13 protein-coding genes and 2 pseudogenes are annotated in these 16,324 nt (G+C 35.8%); 10 read left to right on the top strand and 5 right to left on the bottom strand.

Annotated features, from left to right (window positions below; genetic code table 11):
* Nucleotides 1-2: 2 nt before the first annotated feature.
* Together dinB and AC1Q7L_RS00070 are read left to right on the top strand one after the other, a co-directional pair.
* On the top strand, nt 3-1,145 hold the full coding sequence (gene dinB, locus AC1Q7L_RS00075; protein WP_073174681.1) for a DNA polymerase IV: 1,143 nt from the start codon (nt 3-5) through the stop codon (nt 1,143-1,145).
* Nucleotides 1,146-1,152: 7 nt separating this feature from the next.
* Entirely contained in the window at nt 1,153-4,206 is a 3,054-nt protein-coding gene (locus tag AC1Q7L_RS00070; protein ID WP_492305908.1) for a DNA polymerase III subunit alpha, read from the top strand.
* A gap of 24 nt (nt 4,207-4,230) precedes the next feature.
* Here AC1Q7L_RS00070 and AC1Q7L_RS00065 read toward each other — a convergent pair whose 3' ends face one another.
* The 4 genes from AC1Q7L_RS00065 to AC1Q7L_RS00050 all read right to left on the bottom strand — a co-directional run bounded on the left by AC1Q7L_RS00065 (nt 4,231) and on the right by AC1Q7L_RS00050 (nt 7,471).
* Nucleotides 4,231-4,461, bottom strand: a complete 231-nt coding sequence (locus AC1Q7L_RS00065; protein WP_073174683.1) for a hypothetical protein — start codon at nt 4,459-4,461, stop codon at nt 4,231-4,233.
* A gap of 273 nt (nt 4,462-4,734) precedes the next feature.
* The gene (locus AC1Q7L_RS00060; RefSeq protein WP_083536211.1) at nt 4,735-5,331 is read right to left on the bottom strand and encodes a Crp/Fnr family transcriptional regulator; all 597 of its coding nucleotides are present in this window, start codon (nt 5,329-5,331) and stop codon (nt 4,735-4,737) included.
* 239 nt (nt 5,332-5,570) lie between these two features.
* Complete coding sequence (locus tag AC1Q7L_RS00055; RefSeq protein WP_073174894.1) at nt 5,571-5,627, bottom strand: low affinity iron permease family protein; 57 nt, start codon at nt 5,625-5,627, stop codon at nt 5,571-5,573.
* A gap of 848 nt (nt 5,628-6,475) precedes the next feature.
* Nucleotides 6,476-7,471 (bottom strand): SDR family NAD(P)-dependent oxidoreductase, encoded by a 996-nt coding sequence (locus AC1Q7L_RS00050; RefSeq protein WP_073174684.1) that lies wholly within the window; start codon nt 7,469-7,471, stop codon nt 6,476-6,478.
* Nucleotides 7,472-7,749: 278 nt separating this feature from the next.
* Between AC1Q7L_RS00050 and AC1Q7L_RS00045 the strand changes: the two genes are divergently transcribed.
* From AC1Q7L_RS00045 to ccoG, 8 genes and pseudogenes are all read left to right on the top strand, one after another.
* The gene (locus tag AC1Q7L_RS00045) at nt 7,750-9,024 is read left to right on the top strand and encodes an NAD(P)/FAD-dependent oxidoreductase (protein ID WP_073174685.1); all 1,275 of its coding nucleotides are present in this window, start codon (nt 7,750-7,752) and stop codon (nt 9,022-9,024) included.
* A 17-nt stretch (nt 9,025-9,041) separates the two neighbouring features.
* Entirely contained in the window at nt 9,042-9,449 is a 408-nt protein-coding gene (locus tag AC1Q7L_RS00040) for a hypothetical protein (RefSeq protein ID WP_073174686.1), read from the top strand.
* Between the two features lie 297 nt (nt 9,450-9,746).
* Complete coding sequence (locus AC1Q7L_RS00035) at nt 9,747-10,214, top strand: PA2169 family four-helix-bundle protein (protein ID WP_073174687.1); 468 nt, start codon at nt 9,747-9,749, stop codon at nt 10,212-10,214.
* A 151-nt stretch (nt 10,215-10,365) separates the two neighbouring features.
* On the top strand, nt 10,366-11,328 hold the full coding sequence (locus AC1Q7L_RS00030; RefSeq protein ID WP_139259964.1) for a YihY/virulence factor BrkB family protein: 963 nt from the start codon (nt 10,366-10,368) through the stop codon (nt 11,326-11,328).
* 23 nt (nt 11,329-11,351) lie between these two features.
* A pseudogene (locus tag AC1Q7L_RS00025) lies at nt 11,352-12,194 on the top strand (transporter).
* A gap of 190 nt (nt 12,195-12,384) precedes the next feature.
* Nucleotides 12,385-12,642 (top strand): GlsB/YeaQ/YmgE family stress response membrane protein, encoded by a 258-nt coding sequence (locus AC1Q7L_RS00020; RefSeq protein WP_073174689.1) that lies wholly within the window; start codon nt 12,385-12,387, stop codon nt 12,640-12,642.
* Between the two features lie 76 nt (nt 12,643-12,718).
* Nucleotides 12,719-14,239, top strand: a complete 1,521-nt coding sequence (locus AC1Q7L_RS00015; RefSeq protein ID WP_073174690.1) for an FAD-dependent oxidoreductase — start codon at nt 12,719-12,721, stop codon at nt 14,237-14,239.
* Nucleotides 14,240-14,301: 62 nt separating this feature from the next.
* Nucleotides 14,302-15,757: pseudogene (gene ccoG / locus AC1Q7L_RS00010) on the top strand (cytochrome c oxidase accessory protein CcoG).
* A gap of 113 nt (nt 15,758-15,870) precedes the next feature.
* Here the strand turns inward: ccoG and AC1Q7L_RS00005 are convergent.
* Nucleotides 15,871-16,324 (bottom strand): CinA family protein (locus tag AC1Q7L_RS00005; protein ID WP_492329365.1); only part of this gene is annotated, 454 nt, incomplete at its 5' end.

Genomic DNA, 16,324 nt, shown 5'->3' with positions numbered 1-16,324 from the left:
ACATGGAAAGAGCAATTGTACATATGGATTTGGATACGTTCTTTGTTTCCTGTGAAAGGCTGAAAAACTCCGAATTGGAGAAAAAGCCTGTCATCATAGGAGGTGGAGACCGTGGTGTAGTGGCGTCCTGCTCTTATGAAACCCGTTTTTTCGGAGTAAGAAGCGCCATGCCGATTAAAATGGCTTTACGGTTATGTCCCGAAGCTAAAGTTATAAAGGGAGATATGGAAATGTATTCCAATATGTCCCATATGGTAACGGAAATTATCCAGGAAAAAGTTCCTGTTGTGGAAAAGGCAAGTATCGATGAATTTTATTTGGATCTTTCTGGAATGGATAAGTTTTTCGGATGCTATAAGTGGACATATGAAATCGCAGAAAACGTACAGAAAAACACAGGATTACCTATAAGTTTTGCGTTGTCTGCCAATAAAACCGTCTCTAAAATAGGAACCGGAGAATCGAAGCCGACAGGAAGACTGGAAGTAAAGCAGCCTGACATCCAACCGTTTTTGAACCCACTTTCGGTAAAGAAGATTCCTATGGTCGGCGACGTTACCTTTCAGCTGCTGTCAAGGCTAGGCATCAGAACCATACAGACCCTTTCAGAAATGCCTGTTGACGTTCTTCAGCAGCTGATTGGTAAAAATGGAAATGAACTCTGGAAAAAAGCACACGGAATTGACGAAAATCCTGTGGTCCCTTATTCGGAAAGAAAATCTATTTCTACAGAAGATACTTTTGCTCAGGATAGCATAGATATTCAAGGTATTCAAAGTATACTCTCCGGAATGGTTGAAAAGCTCTGTTATCAGCTCCGCGCTGAGAAATGGCTGGTATCAGTAGTGGTGGTAAAACTCCGCTATGCGAATTTTGATACGGAAACCAAACAATGCAGGATTCCTTACACTTCAGCTGACCATACCATGCTCAGGTATGTTTTGGAACTATTTAAAAAAGTATATACCAGACGGATGAGAATAAGATTGGTAGGCGTAAAGTTTAGCGGACTGGTTCACGGATGCCATCAAATGGATCTCTTTGAAGATACTGAAGAGTTGATATCACTGTATCAGACAATGGATAAAATCAAAAACAGGTTTGGAACTTCAAGTGTAGGAAGAGCCTCAGGTTTATTAAAATAAATACAAGATGTTTCTGAATTGTCATTCTTATCATAGCCTTCGGTATGGAACCATTTCTATTAAAGAACTGGTTGAGCAGGCTGTACATTTTAATATTAAAACCCTGGCTCTTACAGATATCAATACCATTACCGGGATCTATGATTTCTACAAACTTTGTCAGGATCATAATATCAAACCGATCGTCGGAGTGGAAATAAGGCTTCAGGATGAACTGTATTATATCTGCCTGGCCAAAAATCAAAAAAGCATTGCAGAAGTCAACAGGCTTTTAACCACATATAACTGTGAAAACATTGAAATTCCTAAAGCAAATCCTGATTTTACAGATACTTTTGTTATTTATCCACTGGAGAATATTCCTGAAAAATTAGCAGATCATGAATTTATAGGCATCAGACAGAACCAGTTAAATCTTTTGATTAAACCGGAATTAAAACAGTTCATTCATAAAATGGTTATTCTTCATCCGGTTACCTTTACCACCCCTGAAGAATATGAGCTTCATAAAATAGTAAGGGCTATTGATCACAATACATTGATCAGTAAGCTTACAGAAGCTGATTACTGTAAAGACAACGAAATGTTTACTGATAAAAAAGAGCTTCTGGCTCAATTTTACCATGAGCCACAGATTATTGAAAACACAAAGTATATTGTCAATAGCTGTCATTTTGATTTTGATTTTTCAACACCTAAAAACAAAAAGCATTTCACAGACAGCAAAGAAAATGATTCTAAGCTTTTAAAAAAGTTAGCATATCAGGGACTTTCTAAAAGATATTCCGATGATAATCTACAGGCGAAAACAAGAGTGGATAAAGAATTGGGGGTCATTGACCAGCTTAATTTCTGTGCTTATTTTCTCATCACCTGGGATATTATCCAATACAGCAACCGAATGGGATTTATGCACGTAGGAAGAGGCAGTGGAGCCAATTCCATTGTCAGCTACTGCATCGGAATTACTGACATATGTCCTTTGGAGCTGGATCTGTATTTTGAACGGTTTCTAAACCTCAACCGCAAAACGCCTCCGGATTTTGACATAGACTGGAGCTGGCAGACCAGGGATATTATCCTTGAATATATTTTTGATAAATATGGTAAGAACAATGTTGCCTTCTGTGGAACCAATGTTGAATTTAAATACCGTTCTATTTTCCGGGAAGTAGGAAAAGTATTTGGCCTTCCGAAAGAGGAACTCGATACACTGGCAACAAAACCCATCCAGGAACATGATATTAATTCGGTATCCAGACATGTTCATTACTACGGAAAGCTTTTAGAAAAGTTTCCTAACCAGAGAAGCATGCACTCCTGTGGAATTCTGATATCAGAAGAACCTATTACTAATTATTCAGCACTCGAAATGCCTCCTAAAGGTTTTCCGATCGTACAGTTCGATATGTACACTGCTGAAGAGATTGGCCTTGAAAAATTTGATATTCTCTCACAAAGAGGGTTAGGTACCATTAATGACACGGTAAAGCTGGTAAAAGAAAAAAGAGGAATTGATATTAATATCCGGGACACTTCTCTCTCAAAAGACGAAGCCCGATGCAATGAATTCTTAAGTTCCGGAAAAACGATTGGCTGTTTTTATATTGAATCTCCTGCTATGAGAGGATTACTCCGAAGACTGAAATGCGACAACTATAAAGTGCTGGTCGCTGCTTCTTCCATTATTAGACCCGGCGTGGCTCAAAGCGGAATGATGCGGGAGTATATTTTCAGGCATAATAATCCCACAAAATTTGAGTACTTCCATGAGGTTTTTGAAAAAGAACTGGGGGAAACTTACGGTATTATGGTATATCAGGAGGATGTTATTAAAATCGCACTGCATTTCGGAGGATTATCTGCTCCTGCTGGTGATGTACTAAGACGGGCCATGAGTGGTAAAGGCCGTTCTTTATCAGCTTTACAGAAAGTAAAAGATAACTTCTTTGAATCCTGTAAAAAGCTGAGGCACCCTGAACAGTTATCCATGGAAGTATACCGGCAGATCGAATCTTTTGCAGGATACTCATTCTGTAAAGCACATTCTGCTTCTTATGCTGTGGAAAGTTATCAGAGTTTATTTCTCAAGGTCTACTATCCTATCGAATTTATGGTCTCTGCCATTAATAACGGCGGAGGGTTTTACAGAACTGAAGTCTATATTCATGAAGCCAGAATGTCGGGAGCTGCCATCCATAATCCTTGTGTCAATTTAAGTAAATATCAGACAACGGTTTATGGTTCGGATGTTTATTTGGGATTGATGCATATTGAAAGACTGGAAACAAAATTAGCACAGCTGATTCCTAAAGAAAGAGCTCAAAATGGAAATTATACTTCCCTGGAAGATTTTATTAAGAGAATTCCTATGGGCATCGAAACATTGCAAATTTTAATCTTTATAGGTGCATTCCGCTTTACCGGAAAACAAAAACATGAACTGCTGATCGAATCAAGATTTCTTTTGGGAACTCATAAGGCTTACTTTAGGCATCTGACTTTACTTGAGGAGCCTCAGAAAGATTATCAGCTTCCTTCTATAGAAAGAAACCCATTTGAGGATGCTTTTGATGAAATAGAGATATTAGGTTTTCCCGTTTCTTTCAGTCCTTTTGATTTGCTACAAACCCGGTACAGAGGCAGTGTAATGGCCAAAGACCTTACAGGGTTTCACAAAAAACAAATTAAAATGCTCGCTTATCTCATTTCAAGAAAACATGTTCCTACCAAAAAAGGAACGATGTATTTCGGTACCTGGGTCGATGCTCAAGGAGAATATTTTGACACCGCTCATTTTCCAAACTGCCTTGAAGAATATCCTTTTCAGGGTGGTGGCTGCTATCTCTTACTAGGAACGGTAGAAGTAGATTTTCACTTCCCTACTGTTACTATTCATAAAATGGCAAAAATGCCTTTTATTCCGGATCCAAGATATTCTATGGATAAAGAAAAATCATTGGAAGCTCAGCGTAATCTGCATGAAGATATCAGTATGACCTGGCGAAAGCCTTATCCACAGGAACATGAAATAGGGCTACCAAGGCAGAAGATGTTTTGAAGAATAATTATCAACTATTGTAATTTATGATTCACATTTTTTTTTAAAACTAACCACTAAATATTCTCCATTTGAACAATACTTCTTGCAACTCTCATCTTTGAATTTACCGGGCTGTTTCGAATACTCTTCAATATATTTAGTACTTTCTTCAGTATTAGCTGGAACAACAATAATATAATAGTTTTCCAGAACAGATTGATCCGCATTTTTTACAGCCTCATTTTTATATTGTATTGCCTCGTTAAATGTCATATAAATTTATTTTATACAGTAAATTACTGACAATCCTGACTAAAAATTATGACTTGAATCATTTCTAGCATCCACTATAATAAATAATAATTATGCAAAAATTACAGAAAGTCCATTTTCCGTTACCACCTGAATATCCGTTCTCCTTGTATCAATTGTTGACTGCACCTAAAATTATTAGTAAGAATGAAACAAAACTATGATAGACTTCCGGCTATAATTTCAATAAAACAAAAACAACCTTCATTGATGGAAGGCTGTTTCTAAATTTTTTCAATACAGAATATGTCTCCCCTCTAGTTTTAGAAGATCTTCATCTGCCATTTTTTTAATGGTGCGTATTACTGTTTCGACACGCAAACCAGTTAAATTGGCAATTTGCTGTCTGGTAAACGGAACCTGGTAAGAATAAGGACTATGCTTTAATGAACTTTCTTTATAATAATTCATTAAAGATCTTATTTTCGATGCCGAATCAATGGATGAGTTATTGAAGAGCATTACATATTTGTAAAAAAGACGATCTGAAAGATAACGGAAAATTTTAAACATTAATTCTGTATTTGCACTCAGCATACTCAGAAAATTGGCTTTTGACAATTTCAAGATTCTACAGTTAGTCTTTGCGATGGCATTCGTAGGATAGTTTTTATTTCCAAACAATAAAGACTCTCCAAAGCTCTGACCCTCCGAGAGGATATTAAAAGTAAATTCTTTTCCATCCTCATGGTAATTATTTAGTTCTACTGTCCCCTTAACAATCTGGAAATAATAATGGGGAATACTTCCCATTTCATAAATAATTTCCTTTGCGGGATAATCCTCGTAAACTGCTCCATTTTCGAGCAAAAGATTTTCATCAATGATCATATTATCTATATTTTGTTATGGTTTTGAATGAATATCTAAGTAAAAATTGGCAATAACTTCATATACAAATTTTAGACCACTGAAGAACTGTCGCAATTCTTTCATAAAATTTATAGTGTTCATCAAGTTCATCTTCTGTAAGAATTTGAATACCAAATAATTTACCACTTGCCATTCAAAAGTCGCAATCAGTTTATTGAGTTTGATGTGGATTGCTTTGAATCGTTATTCTGTCTTTTTTAGATCAAAAATACCATCAGAAAGGTGATAATAGTATTTCCCGTATTAATAACCATTTGCAAGACTTCTGAAAATTTGAACAACGGTAACTGACTAAATAAATACTGGTAAACTTGCTTCTATAAAAGCGAGCTGCACTGCCTGTAAAACAGACCGCCCATCTACAAGCCTGTCAGATAGATTCTTTCCATAATTCAACTTTTTATCACCCCATGTATTTTATCAATTCGTTATCAATTTATATTAATATCTGCATACGCCTTAAGGGTATTCTATTTTACAGAATTGAGAGAATCTCGTTGAACCTGATATGGTTAATACCGTCGTATGAAAAAGCAGTCGACATTATTTTTAGATAGCTGGCTGTTTACTTTTTCCCTAAGCTTACACATTGATGAATTTAAAAGATTGCTATTTTTTTATATAGCAAATCTGAAATGCCCAACCATCAAGACAACAGAGCAATTAAATATTTTCCTAAATGTCTGTTCTGGTCTAAAAAGGGAATTGTCAATATTCCTGAAAATATAGAACTGGCATGAAGTAACTTTTGATTCTAAAATGGTCAATATTGCTATCACCAATTTTAAAGATGATACTCGGGTTACATTTTAAAACGGTTACTAATCAAGAATTTATTCTAGCTAATGAATAATTAAATTCAGACATAAATTATCAATTTAAAGTCTCAATAAATCTACTGGGTTTCGAAATTTTTCTTATGCAATTAACTTGGCTTTGAGATATATTATTAATTATGAAATGGAAATAAAAAACATCAATGCCCTTTTTATCCGAAATCGGACAAAACATATTTTATCTTTCGTTATTTACTATAGCATGATTACTTATATTTCCTTAAGTTAATTTCTGTAAAACTTCAAGATATAATTATTCAATACTACTAACTGCTTTTATTTACGATACCTTTTTTTAATCCTATTATGGCAAAGCCAGCTACAATTCCAATTAGTATAGCCACCTTAAAGTTTTTGGAAGTATTTAAAGGAGGGGTACCATATATTTTGAGTGGGTCTTGAGAAGGCTCAAGTATATTCCCTGGTACCTCAGGACCCTTTTTAATTTTCATCATTAAACGTACGCCAGCTGATGCTGTATTGATTACTAATTTGGGAAACAGCCTGTACATTGTAGTAATTGCATAAGACCTGAAATCAGGAAATAAATCTTTTCTCGGTTTCCTAGCTAATTCAACCATTTTTGAAGCGGTATCCCGTGGATCTGAAGCAATAGGTGGTATACCCATTTTGAACCCAGAATATTTTGCAGAATGAAGATTCCCAGTAGATTTTTGAAGTTGAGGGTACAAATTACAGATATGAATATTTTGGTAGTTTGAAATCTCACCTTGAAGACCATCCATCATCCCTTTGATCCCGTACTTAGTTGCTGAGTACACCGAGCTGTACGGTGCAGGCATATAGCCCCCTATAGAAACGTTATTTATCAATATTCCCTTATTTTGTTTTTTGAAAATTTTAATGGCATTGTAAGCGCCATGCATATATCCAAATAGATTAGTCTTAATAACCTGTTCGTGGATCTCCATTGGAATCTCTTCAAATTTTCCACTCGCCATTACCCCCGCATTATTTACCCAAATATCAATTCTGCCAAATCTTGACAAGGTCTCATCTGCTACTCGTTCTATATCTGCAGCAACGGATGTATCGGCGGAAATCCCTAGTACCTCTACTCCCATTCCTTTGCAAAGCTCAACCACTTCATCTATACCTTTCTGTCCTCTGGCTACGATAACTATATTACATCCTTCCAATGCAAAAGCCTCTGCAGCAGCTCTTCCTACTCCACTGCTAGAGCCTGTTATTACGACTGTTTTTCGCAATAAAGTCTGTTGAAATTGTTCTTCTTTTCTCATGTCTTCTTTTTTTTAGATTCAGTAACAAATAGAACATGTATTATGCCAGATGTGCAATTTTTAAAACACATTACATTCATCCAAATTTTTACATGCAAGAATAATAGTGATTTTAGCAAAGGCGGATATTTAGAATCAATCGGTTTATAAATTCTAATTAGGATTATCAATGTTTGTGTATCTCCGTTTTTATAAAAAGTACCACAAATCCACTTTTTAATGTAATTGGTCTTATTATTGGATGCATTTTAATACACCAATCACAAAAATATCCTTTTATGAAAAAACATATTGTCATCATAGGAGGAGGTTTTGCAGGTATTAATTTCATCAAAGCCGTTGCTAAATCGAATGAATTTAGCATCACATTAGTTGACCGAAATAATTACCATTTCTTTCCTCCCTTAATTTATCAGGTAGCTACTGCATTTATTGAACCTTCACACATCAGTTATCCATTCAGAAAGTTATTCTCAAATTACGATAATGTTCATTATTATATGGGAAGTTTTCTTAGTATTGATACAAATCTTCAGATTATAGAGACTGACAACGGTAAAATAGTATATGATCATGCCATTTTTGCGTTGGGAACCGAAACTAATTTTTTTGGGCTAGATCATGTACAAGAGTGTGCATTGCCTATGAAAACCATTAATGAAGCCTTATATATCAAAAATCATTTACTGCTGAACCTTGAAAAAGCTTCAAGAAACAATGACGAGAATAAAGCAGAAAGGTTACAGAATATCGTGATTGCAGGGGGTGGACCTACCGGAGTTGAACTGGCAGGGATGATCGCAGAGATGGGTGCTTTTGTCGCAGAAAAGGAATATCCTGAAATTGAACTTAATCTCTCCCATCTTTATCTGATCGATGCGCTCCCCTCATTGCTCGCTCCTATGAGCGATGCTGCAAAAAAAACCGCTTATGATAATTTAAAAAGACTCGGCGTTAATATTCTTCTGAACGTTTCAGTAAAAGATTACGTTGAGGGAAACGTAATACTATCAGACGGAAGAAAAATAAAAACAGAAACACTCATCTGGACTTCCGGGGTAATCGGCCGTGAAGTATTGGGAATTCCCGAAACGAGTATAGGTAAAGGAAGAAGATTATTAGTTGATGAATACAACAGAGTTTTAGGGTTTAATAATGTCTGGGCATTAGGAGATATCTGTTTGCAGTTAACAGATAAAAATTATCCTAAAGGACATCCTCAGCTTGCTCAGGTTGCTATTCAACAAGCAAAATTAGCCGCTAAAAATTTTATAAAACTCCATCATCAGAAACCTTTACAGTCTTTTGTGTATAAAGACAAAGGCAGCATGGCCATTATTTCAAAATATAAAGCTGTGGTTGATCTGCCTAAGTTCTCTTATACAGGTTTTTTCGCATGGCTTACCTGGCTTTTTATACACATCATTCCATTGACAGGCTTTAGAAACAGAGTAAGACTTGCCTTGGAATGGTTCAGATTATTTATAACCAATAATCCTTCTATAAGAATGATTTTGCAACCTGGCAAAAATGGTCAGAATAATAAAAATTAACTTTTAAAATACATATTATGCTTAAGAAAATGTTAGCAGGTTTAGGCGGAGCCATCGCACTTAACCTACTCCACGAAATCGTCAGAAAAAATTTTGACAACGTACCCCATATCAATGAGGTGGGAGAAGAAGCTTTAAAAAAAGTAACCGATTCTACAGCACTTGAAATTTCTGATCCTGATAAATTGTATGCAGCAACTTTAGCTGGTGACATTGTGAGCAACGCTATTTACTATGGAACCACAGCAACAAATCATAATTTCGCAAGCGGAATTGCAGCCGGAATAGGAGCCATTGTTCTTCCTCAAAAAATGGGTTTGAATGATCATCCTGTAGCAGAGAATAATAAAAAGAAATTTATGACCGTCGGATATTATATTTTCGGTGCAATGGTTACCAAATTTATCTATGATAAAATTAAGTAAGACTCATTTACCTCTGCTCGCAGGGGTAATTTTTTTACCATGTAAAATATATGAATAAGGCTTATAAATACTTCAGTAGACAGCAAATTATCATTAACATTTTAATACTGTGTTTTTAAAAATAACACTTTTTTGTGTATGACAATAATTAATAAACTGCTGTTCAAATAATTAAATCCCAGATCTAATGGATTTACACATTATACGTTTGTGAATTTTATAAAAATAAAGTCATAACATACCACAAACCAAATAGTATAGGCATATTTATTGTTCAATCATTCAAAAATAATCAGTATGGAAAATAATAAAACAATTTCAGCACTTAATGAATTACTTCATATTACCAATGACAGAATTAAAGGTTTTGAAAGCGTAGAAGGAAAAGTTTGGGAAAGCTATTCTGATCTAAAGGGTGAGTATGATAAAATGATCTCTCAGTCAAAAATAATGAAGAATGAAATTATTAATCTCATTACTGAAAGAGGTGGAAATCCTGATGAAGAAACATCATCACTGGCTGGTAGTCTACACCGGACCTGGATCGATATTAAAAATTCCATACCGACAAGTAATAGTGATAAAGAAACCTTGGAGAATGTAGTTTTTGGTGAAAAACATGCCATTGAAGCATACGATAATACATTGAAAAGCGGTGATCTTTGTAGCGAAAGTTCAAAGATAATTGCGGAACAGCTGAGACAACTGCGCATTTCTTGTCATCAGTTCAATAACATTGAACATTATAAAAAGAAAGATGAATAATCTGTTTCGTATCTAACAAGTTCTATCATAATTTTCACAGACTAATTTAAGAATCGGAAGTGAAATCCATGTAATAACGTTTTGATTCTGTTAGTTTCAAATTGGTAAGTAAAAATTATATACCTGATTTTTACCGGTAATACTATACATCATGAAAGCAATTAATAATTTTTGGGAAATACTTAAAGGTACATACAAGGACTGGAGTGCACGGGATCTGGGAACCGAGGCTGCCAGCTTAGCCTATACCGCCATTTTTTCGATTCCTGGGCTCTTAATCATAGTGATATGGCTCACGGGTATATTCTTTGGTGAAGAAGCGGTACGGGGAGAAATCACTAAACTTATCGGGAGCATGATGGGGAAAGATGTTGGTAAAAGTCTTGAAGAAATGGTCGTAGCCGGCATGGTGGATAAAAAGAACATCGTTATGAAAATCATTGGAATCGTTACGCTTGTTTTTGGGGCAACTTCACTTTTCTTCCAATTTCAAAAATCCCTCAATAAGCTGTGGGATATCGTGGCAACTCCAAAAAAGGCTTGGGAAAAATATCTTCTCGACCGTGCGAATTCTCTGGGGATGATTATTGTCATTGCATTTCTTATGCTCATTACCTTGCTGCTAAGTTCTTTCATCGGTCTTGCTAACGATTGGGTTATCCACCGTTTCGGGTTGGAAACCCTGGTTTTGGTGAATATTATTAATATTGTTGTAGGCTTTCTGGTTACACTATTTCTTTTCGCAGCCATGTTCAAAATTCTGCCGGATGTTGAGTTACAATGGAAATCCGTGTGGGTTGGAGCTGCAGTAACAGCTGCACTGTTTACACTTGGAAAGTATATCCTCACTTTTTATTTTGAAACGTTCAATCCGAGTTCTGCATTTGGTACCGCCGGGACCGTTATTTTACTCTTGTTGTGGATCAATTACACCTGTCAGATCATTTTCTTTGGTGCAGAATTTACTAAAGTCTACGCTAAAAAAATGGGGCATCAACTTAAACCTTCAAAACATGCAAAATGGAGTCCACAAATAGTATCTAAAGAAGATTCGAAAAATATAGTAACTGCTGAAAAAACTCCTGATAAAACGGTGAAAGATTCGACGATTTAGTTTCGAAACTTAAAATAAAAACCATGAATAGTTTTTACTTTTTTTTAAAGTTAATGTTTAGTATTGTATACCTGCCAGCAGTGTGCCTTGCCCAGCAAAAGCATCTGAACTATTCACTCTTTCATCCTGTACCAAAGGAGCATATGAGAGAAATGGAAACTGACCGTCCGGATGTTACCGAATCTCCCTACACAATCGATGCAGGGCATATTCAATATGAAACGGATGTAATAAGGCTGATAAAAGAAAAATCAGACATTCTGAAAACAAGCACATTACTAATCAATCAGGCCAACTTAAAAATTGGAATTACGGGAAGCACAGCCATACAGGTTGGTTTCGAAACCTACGGCCGGCAAAAGGAAACAGACCTAATTTCAAATTCTGTAGTAAAAACTGACGGAATAGGTGATATTACATTCAGGATCAAACAGAATGTAATAGGAAACGACCATGGTGACTTTGCTCTGGCAATCATTCCCTAGGTCAAATTGTCTACTTCAAAATATGATGAAGAGAGCTGCCTGGAAAGTGGACTAATTGTACCTATGTCCTATAAGTTACCTGGAAAATGGAAATTGGGTCTACAGGTGGAAGTAGATAGGCTTAAGGATCTGGATCAACCGGAAATGCATACTGAATTCCTGCAAACATTGACAATTAGTCATCCATTATCAAAAGGAATAGACTGGATAGCTGAAACTTATTACACCTATAATTTTAAAGCCCATGAGCTTTCCAATTTTATTAATGCTGCAATTCAAATGGAAGTTGTCAAAGACTTTAAATTAGATATCGGAATTAATTATGGAATACAAGATACCGCAGCGAAACATTATTTCATCGGTGCTTCTTACCGTCATTAAATTCTATTATTTTAAAGCGTTTATAATTCTTTGAAAATCGCAAAGTTTCCGTTATAATTCGACTCATTTATGACCATAATCATAGTATAATAATTATTAATTTTCCGCTGCTGTTGATGGATCTAATTGGTATACATTTGGTTCTCTGCCTGCTAACACAAACCACATTACTATCACAAAAAAATATATTATGGGAATTTTAGCATGGATCCTTTTTGGATTAATAGTAGGGGCAATCGCCAAGTTTTTAATGCCTGGAAACCAAGGCGGAGGATGGATTATAACCATTATTCTTGGAATAGTGGGCGCATTGGTAGGAGGTTTTATTGCAGGGGTACTCGGAATTGGGGATGATGGAAATCCCTGGGATTTGGGAACTATAGGAATCTCTGTTCTAGGAGCCATTCTTGTTCTGATCATTTATGGAGCCTTTACTAAAAAAAGATAATTATTTACACTTGGGTGTCGGTTCATTAAAAGTATGCCGGCACTTTTCTTTTACACCAATCACTAAAAAAATTATTATGAACAGAGACGGTAATAATAAAAGCTTATGGCAGTATAACATAGAGCAAGAAGCGTTACAGACTTATACCGCAAATGACTTTGACACCATCATTGTTGGTGCAGGAATAACAGGAGTGACTTTAGCAAAGGAACTTCAAAATAGAGGTCGTAATTGTCTTCTCATTGAAAAAGAAAATCCTGGATTTGGAACAACCGGTGGAACCACTGCACATATCAATAATTTTTTTGATTCATCTTACGACGAAATCATTAAAAATTTTGGGGAAAGCTCAGCGGTATTACTGGCCAATTCCGCAAAAGAAACAGTGCGGTATATCAAACATAATATTCTGCAATACCATATTTCTTGTGACTTTAACGAATGTAATTATTATCTTTTCAGTACTGATGGAAAGCAATCAAAAAAATTGGATGATATCTTAGAAGCCCATCATCAAGTAGGAATAAATACTCAACAGGTTTACAGCATTCCATTTACCCTGAAATTTGAAAAAGCCATTGAAATTAAAGGTCAGGCACAATTTCACCCGCTCAGATATATCAATAAGTTACTCAAAGAATACATTAAACAAGGCGGAGCAATTATCACAGGAGCACAAGTTACAGATTTAAAAAATAAAGACGGAATCGTTACGGTTACAACCAACGATCAAACAATATTCACGGCAAAAAATTTAGTTTGGGCTACCCATATTCCCCCAGGAAACAACCGTTTCAGTGTTCTTTTGGCTCCTTATAGAAGCTATGCAGTTACCCTGAAGCTTGCCAACCCTGTAAAATCCATGGCGCAAACTGCCGATCTTTATGATCCATATCACTATGCCCGTTATCATAAATCAGACAATAATTACTTCCTAATTGTGGGAGGTTTCGACCATAAAACCGGTGATGAAAATGATACCGAAAAACATTTTGAAGATCTCATGGAATATGTAGATAACAATTTTAAATATAAAGAAGTTACGGCAAAATGGTCATCTCAATATTATCAGTCTGCAGATGGCTTACCCTATATTGGAAAAATGCCGGGTGAAGACAATATTTATATTTCTACAGGTTTCACAGGCAATGGAATGACTTTCGGATCGATGAGCTCACTGATTATTCCCGATTTAATGGAGAATAAAATAACAGAGTTAGCCAAACTCCTGTCTCCGGCACGGATCAAGCCTATAGCTAGCGCAGGAAACATTCTCGATGAAGTGGTCAATGCTTCTATGCATTTTGTAAAAGATAAATTTTCGGCAGATAAAATTACTGAACTCAATGAGATAAGCAGTGGTGAGGGAAGAATAATCAAGCATGACGGCAATACGTATGCGGCCTATCGCGATGATAGAAATGAATTACATCTGCTGAGCCCCATATGTCCCCATACGGGCTGTAATGTGGCATGGAATCCTTCCGAAGTTTCCTGGGACTGTCCGTGCCACGGATCACGTTTTGATATTGAAGGCAAATTGCTCAACGGACCCGCCATGTCGGATTTAAAAAAAATTGATAATGAAATTCAATAGCTGACAATTACCTCAACATTGGTGAACATTTATTTCAGCCGTAATCAAATAAAAAACAGCACATGAAAGATCATAATATATCAGATTTTAAAGGTGGCGAGGGACAGGTATTAGAGCCGGAAACTTACAGGGATTCCATTGGTACAATGGAACAATCCGGTAAAAGAAAGTGGGTATTTCCCAAAAAGCCTAAAGGCAGATATACCAATTACAGGAATTTAGTAGCCTATTGTTTACTGCTATTTTATTTTACACTCCCATTTATCACGATAAATGGTAACCCCTCATTACAATTTGATGTTTTTAACCGTCAGATTTTTATTGCCGGTCAGCCCTTTTACCCTCAAGATTTTTTCATACTCACTTTGGGCGCAATCGTATCATTAATATGCATTATTATATTTACAATTGCATTTGGGAGAATATTCTGTGGATGGATCTGTCCTCAGACGATCTTTCTGGAAAACGTTTTCAGAAAAATTGAATATGCTATAGAAGGTGATAGAAACAGACAGATGAAGCTTGACCGGCAGGAGTGGAATGCTGAAAAAATAGGGAAAAGAAGCTTGAAATGGTCTATCTTCATTTTACTTTCTTTAATTTTCACCCATTTTATGTTTATGTATATTGTAGGATATAAGGAGGTTTTCAGGATTGTTCAGGAGGGGCCTTTTGAACATCCGACCAATTTCATAATTATAATTCTCTTATCGGCTGCATTTTATTTTTGTTTTCGCATGGTTTAGGGAACAGGTATGCACATTGGTTTGCCCGTATGGAAGATTACAGGCAGTACTGATAGATAAAGAAACGATCAATGTTTTTTATGATTTTAACAGAGGGGAGAACAGAGCGAAATGGAGAAAGGGTGAAGACAGAAGAGCAGCGAGAAAAGGTGATTGTATTGATTGTTATCAATGTGTTGTGGTCTGCCCCACAGGGATTGATATCAGAGATGGTCAGCAGCTTGAATGTGTCAACTGTACAGCTTGCATTGATGCATGTGACGAAGTGATGGATAAGGTAGGATTACCAAGAGGACTAATACGGTATGCTTCAGAAAAAGAAATAGAGACTGGTAAGCCTGTTAAATTTAATGCACGAATGAAAGGTTTTGTTATTCTTTTAGTTGCTTTACAATTTTTATTGGGATATCTTCTTTACAACCGTGCCGATATGGAAGCCAAATTTATTAAACCCGCAGGCAGTACCTTTTTCGTGCGCGACGGAAAAATTATGAATACTTATAACTTTACTTTTCTAAATAAGACAAATGACAAAAAAATAGTCAGTATTCGAATATTAGAACCAGCAAATGGTGAAATTACCTTCAGCGCTTCCAGTAAAATAATAGTCGAACGTGACAAAATTGTGAAAGGAACCATTAACATAAGCTTTCCCGAAAAACAGATAAAACTGTCAAAACAAAATCTGAAACTTGGAGTTTATGATCAGGAAGGAAATCTCCTGGATACGTATGAAACGTATTTTGAAGGTCCATTTAAACTGCAATTTTAAAATAAATTGATACGGATTGAACTTTCTAAGACCATATTCTTTAAAATTGAAGACTGTCTTGCAAAGGGTGTAAGTTAAAAGTCAGGCTTGGATCTTATACTTATTTCTTCTTTTTATAATGTTGATCTGTCGTTAGTTTCTCTACTGTTTAGGATAAGGGTCAGTTTCAAATGGCTTAGAAATTTTCGTAAAATCTCTTCCGTGTAATATAATTTTACAGAAAGAGGGCTAAGTTTATTTTTATAATTATTGAACTCTATTTTATCTGAAAAGACAACCTGTCTTTTATACAGAATCGAGTAATAGACATAAATTTCAAATACCGAATGTCTTTCCGGTGTACAGTATCCGGATGTAGCAATACACCAATCACTTTCAAACATTGTGGATGCATACAGTCCCAACTTGTCAGCAATAAGGCTGGATACACAATTAGAATTTTTGATCTCAGAAGCCTCGACCTTCAAAAGCTTCACTATTTTATCAGGAGTATGTACCGTGATACCGCCTTTATAAAATAATTTTGAATTAGTCATTTCCGAAAACGCAAGCTGCATCGCACCAGCG

The sequence above is a fragment of the Chryseobacterium sp. GW823-FHT05E08 genome, assembly GCF_058795655.1.
This window is presented reverse-complemented; position numbering and strand designations above follow the sequence as displayed.

Coding starts and splice junctions, on each gene's coding strand:
- dinB (WP_073174681.1), top strand. CDS start 3: ATGGAAAGAGCAATTGTACATATGGATTTGGATACGTTCTTTGTTTCC.
- AC1Q7L_RS00070 (WP_492305908.1), top strand. CDS start 1,153: ATGTTTCTGAATTGTCATTCTTATCATAGCCTTCGGTATGGAACCATT.
- AC1Q7L_RS00065 (WP_073174683.1), bottom strand. CDS start 4,461: ATGACATTTAACGAGGCAATACAATATAAAAATGAGGCTGTAAAAAAT.
- AC1Q7L_RS00060 (WP_083536211.1), bottom strand. CDS start 5,331: ATGATCATTGATGAAAATCTTTTGCTCGAAAATGGAGCAGTTTACGAG.
- AC1Q7L_RS00050 (WP_073174684.1), bottom strand. CDS start 7,471: ATGAGAAAAGAAGAACAATTTCAACAGACTTTATTGCGAAAAACAGTC.
- AC1Q7L_RS00045 (WP_073174685.1), top strand. CDS start 7,750: ATGAAAAAACATATTGTCATCATAGGAGGAGGTTTTGCAGGTATTAAT.
- AC1Q7L_RS00040 (WP_073174686.1), top strand. CDS start 9,042: ATGCTTAAGAAAATGTTAGCAGGTTTAGGCGGAGCCATCGCACTTAAC.
- AC1Q7L_RS00035 (WP_073174687.1), top strand. CDS start 9,747: ATGGAAAATAATAAAACAATTTCAGCACTTAATGAATTACTTCATATT.
- AC1Q7L_RS00030 (WP_139259964.1), top strand. CDS start 10,366: ATGAAAGCAATTAATAATTTTTGGGAAATACTTAAAGGTACATACAAG.
- AC1Q7L_RS00020 (WP_073174689.1), top strand. CDS start 12,385: ATGGGAATTTTAGCATGGATCCTTTTTGGATTAATAGTAGGGGCAATC.
- AC1Q7L_RS00015 (WP_073174690.1), top strand. CDS start 12,719: ATGAACAGAGACGGTAATAATAAAAGCTTATGGCAGTATAACATAGAG.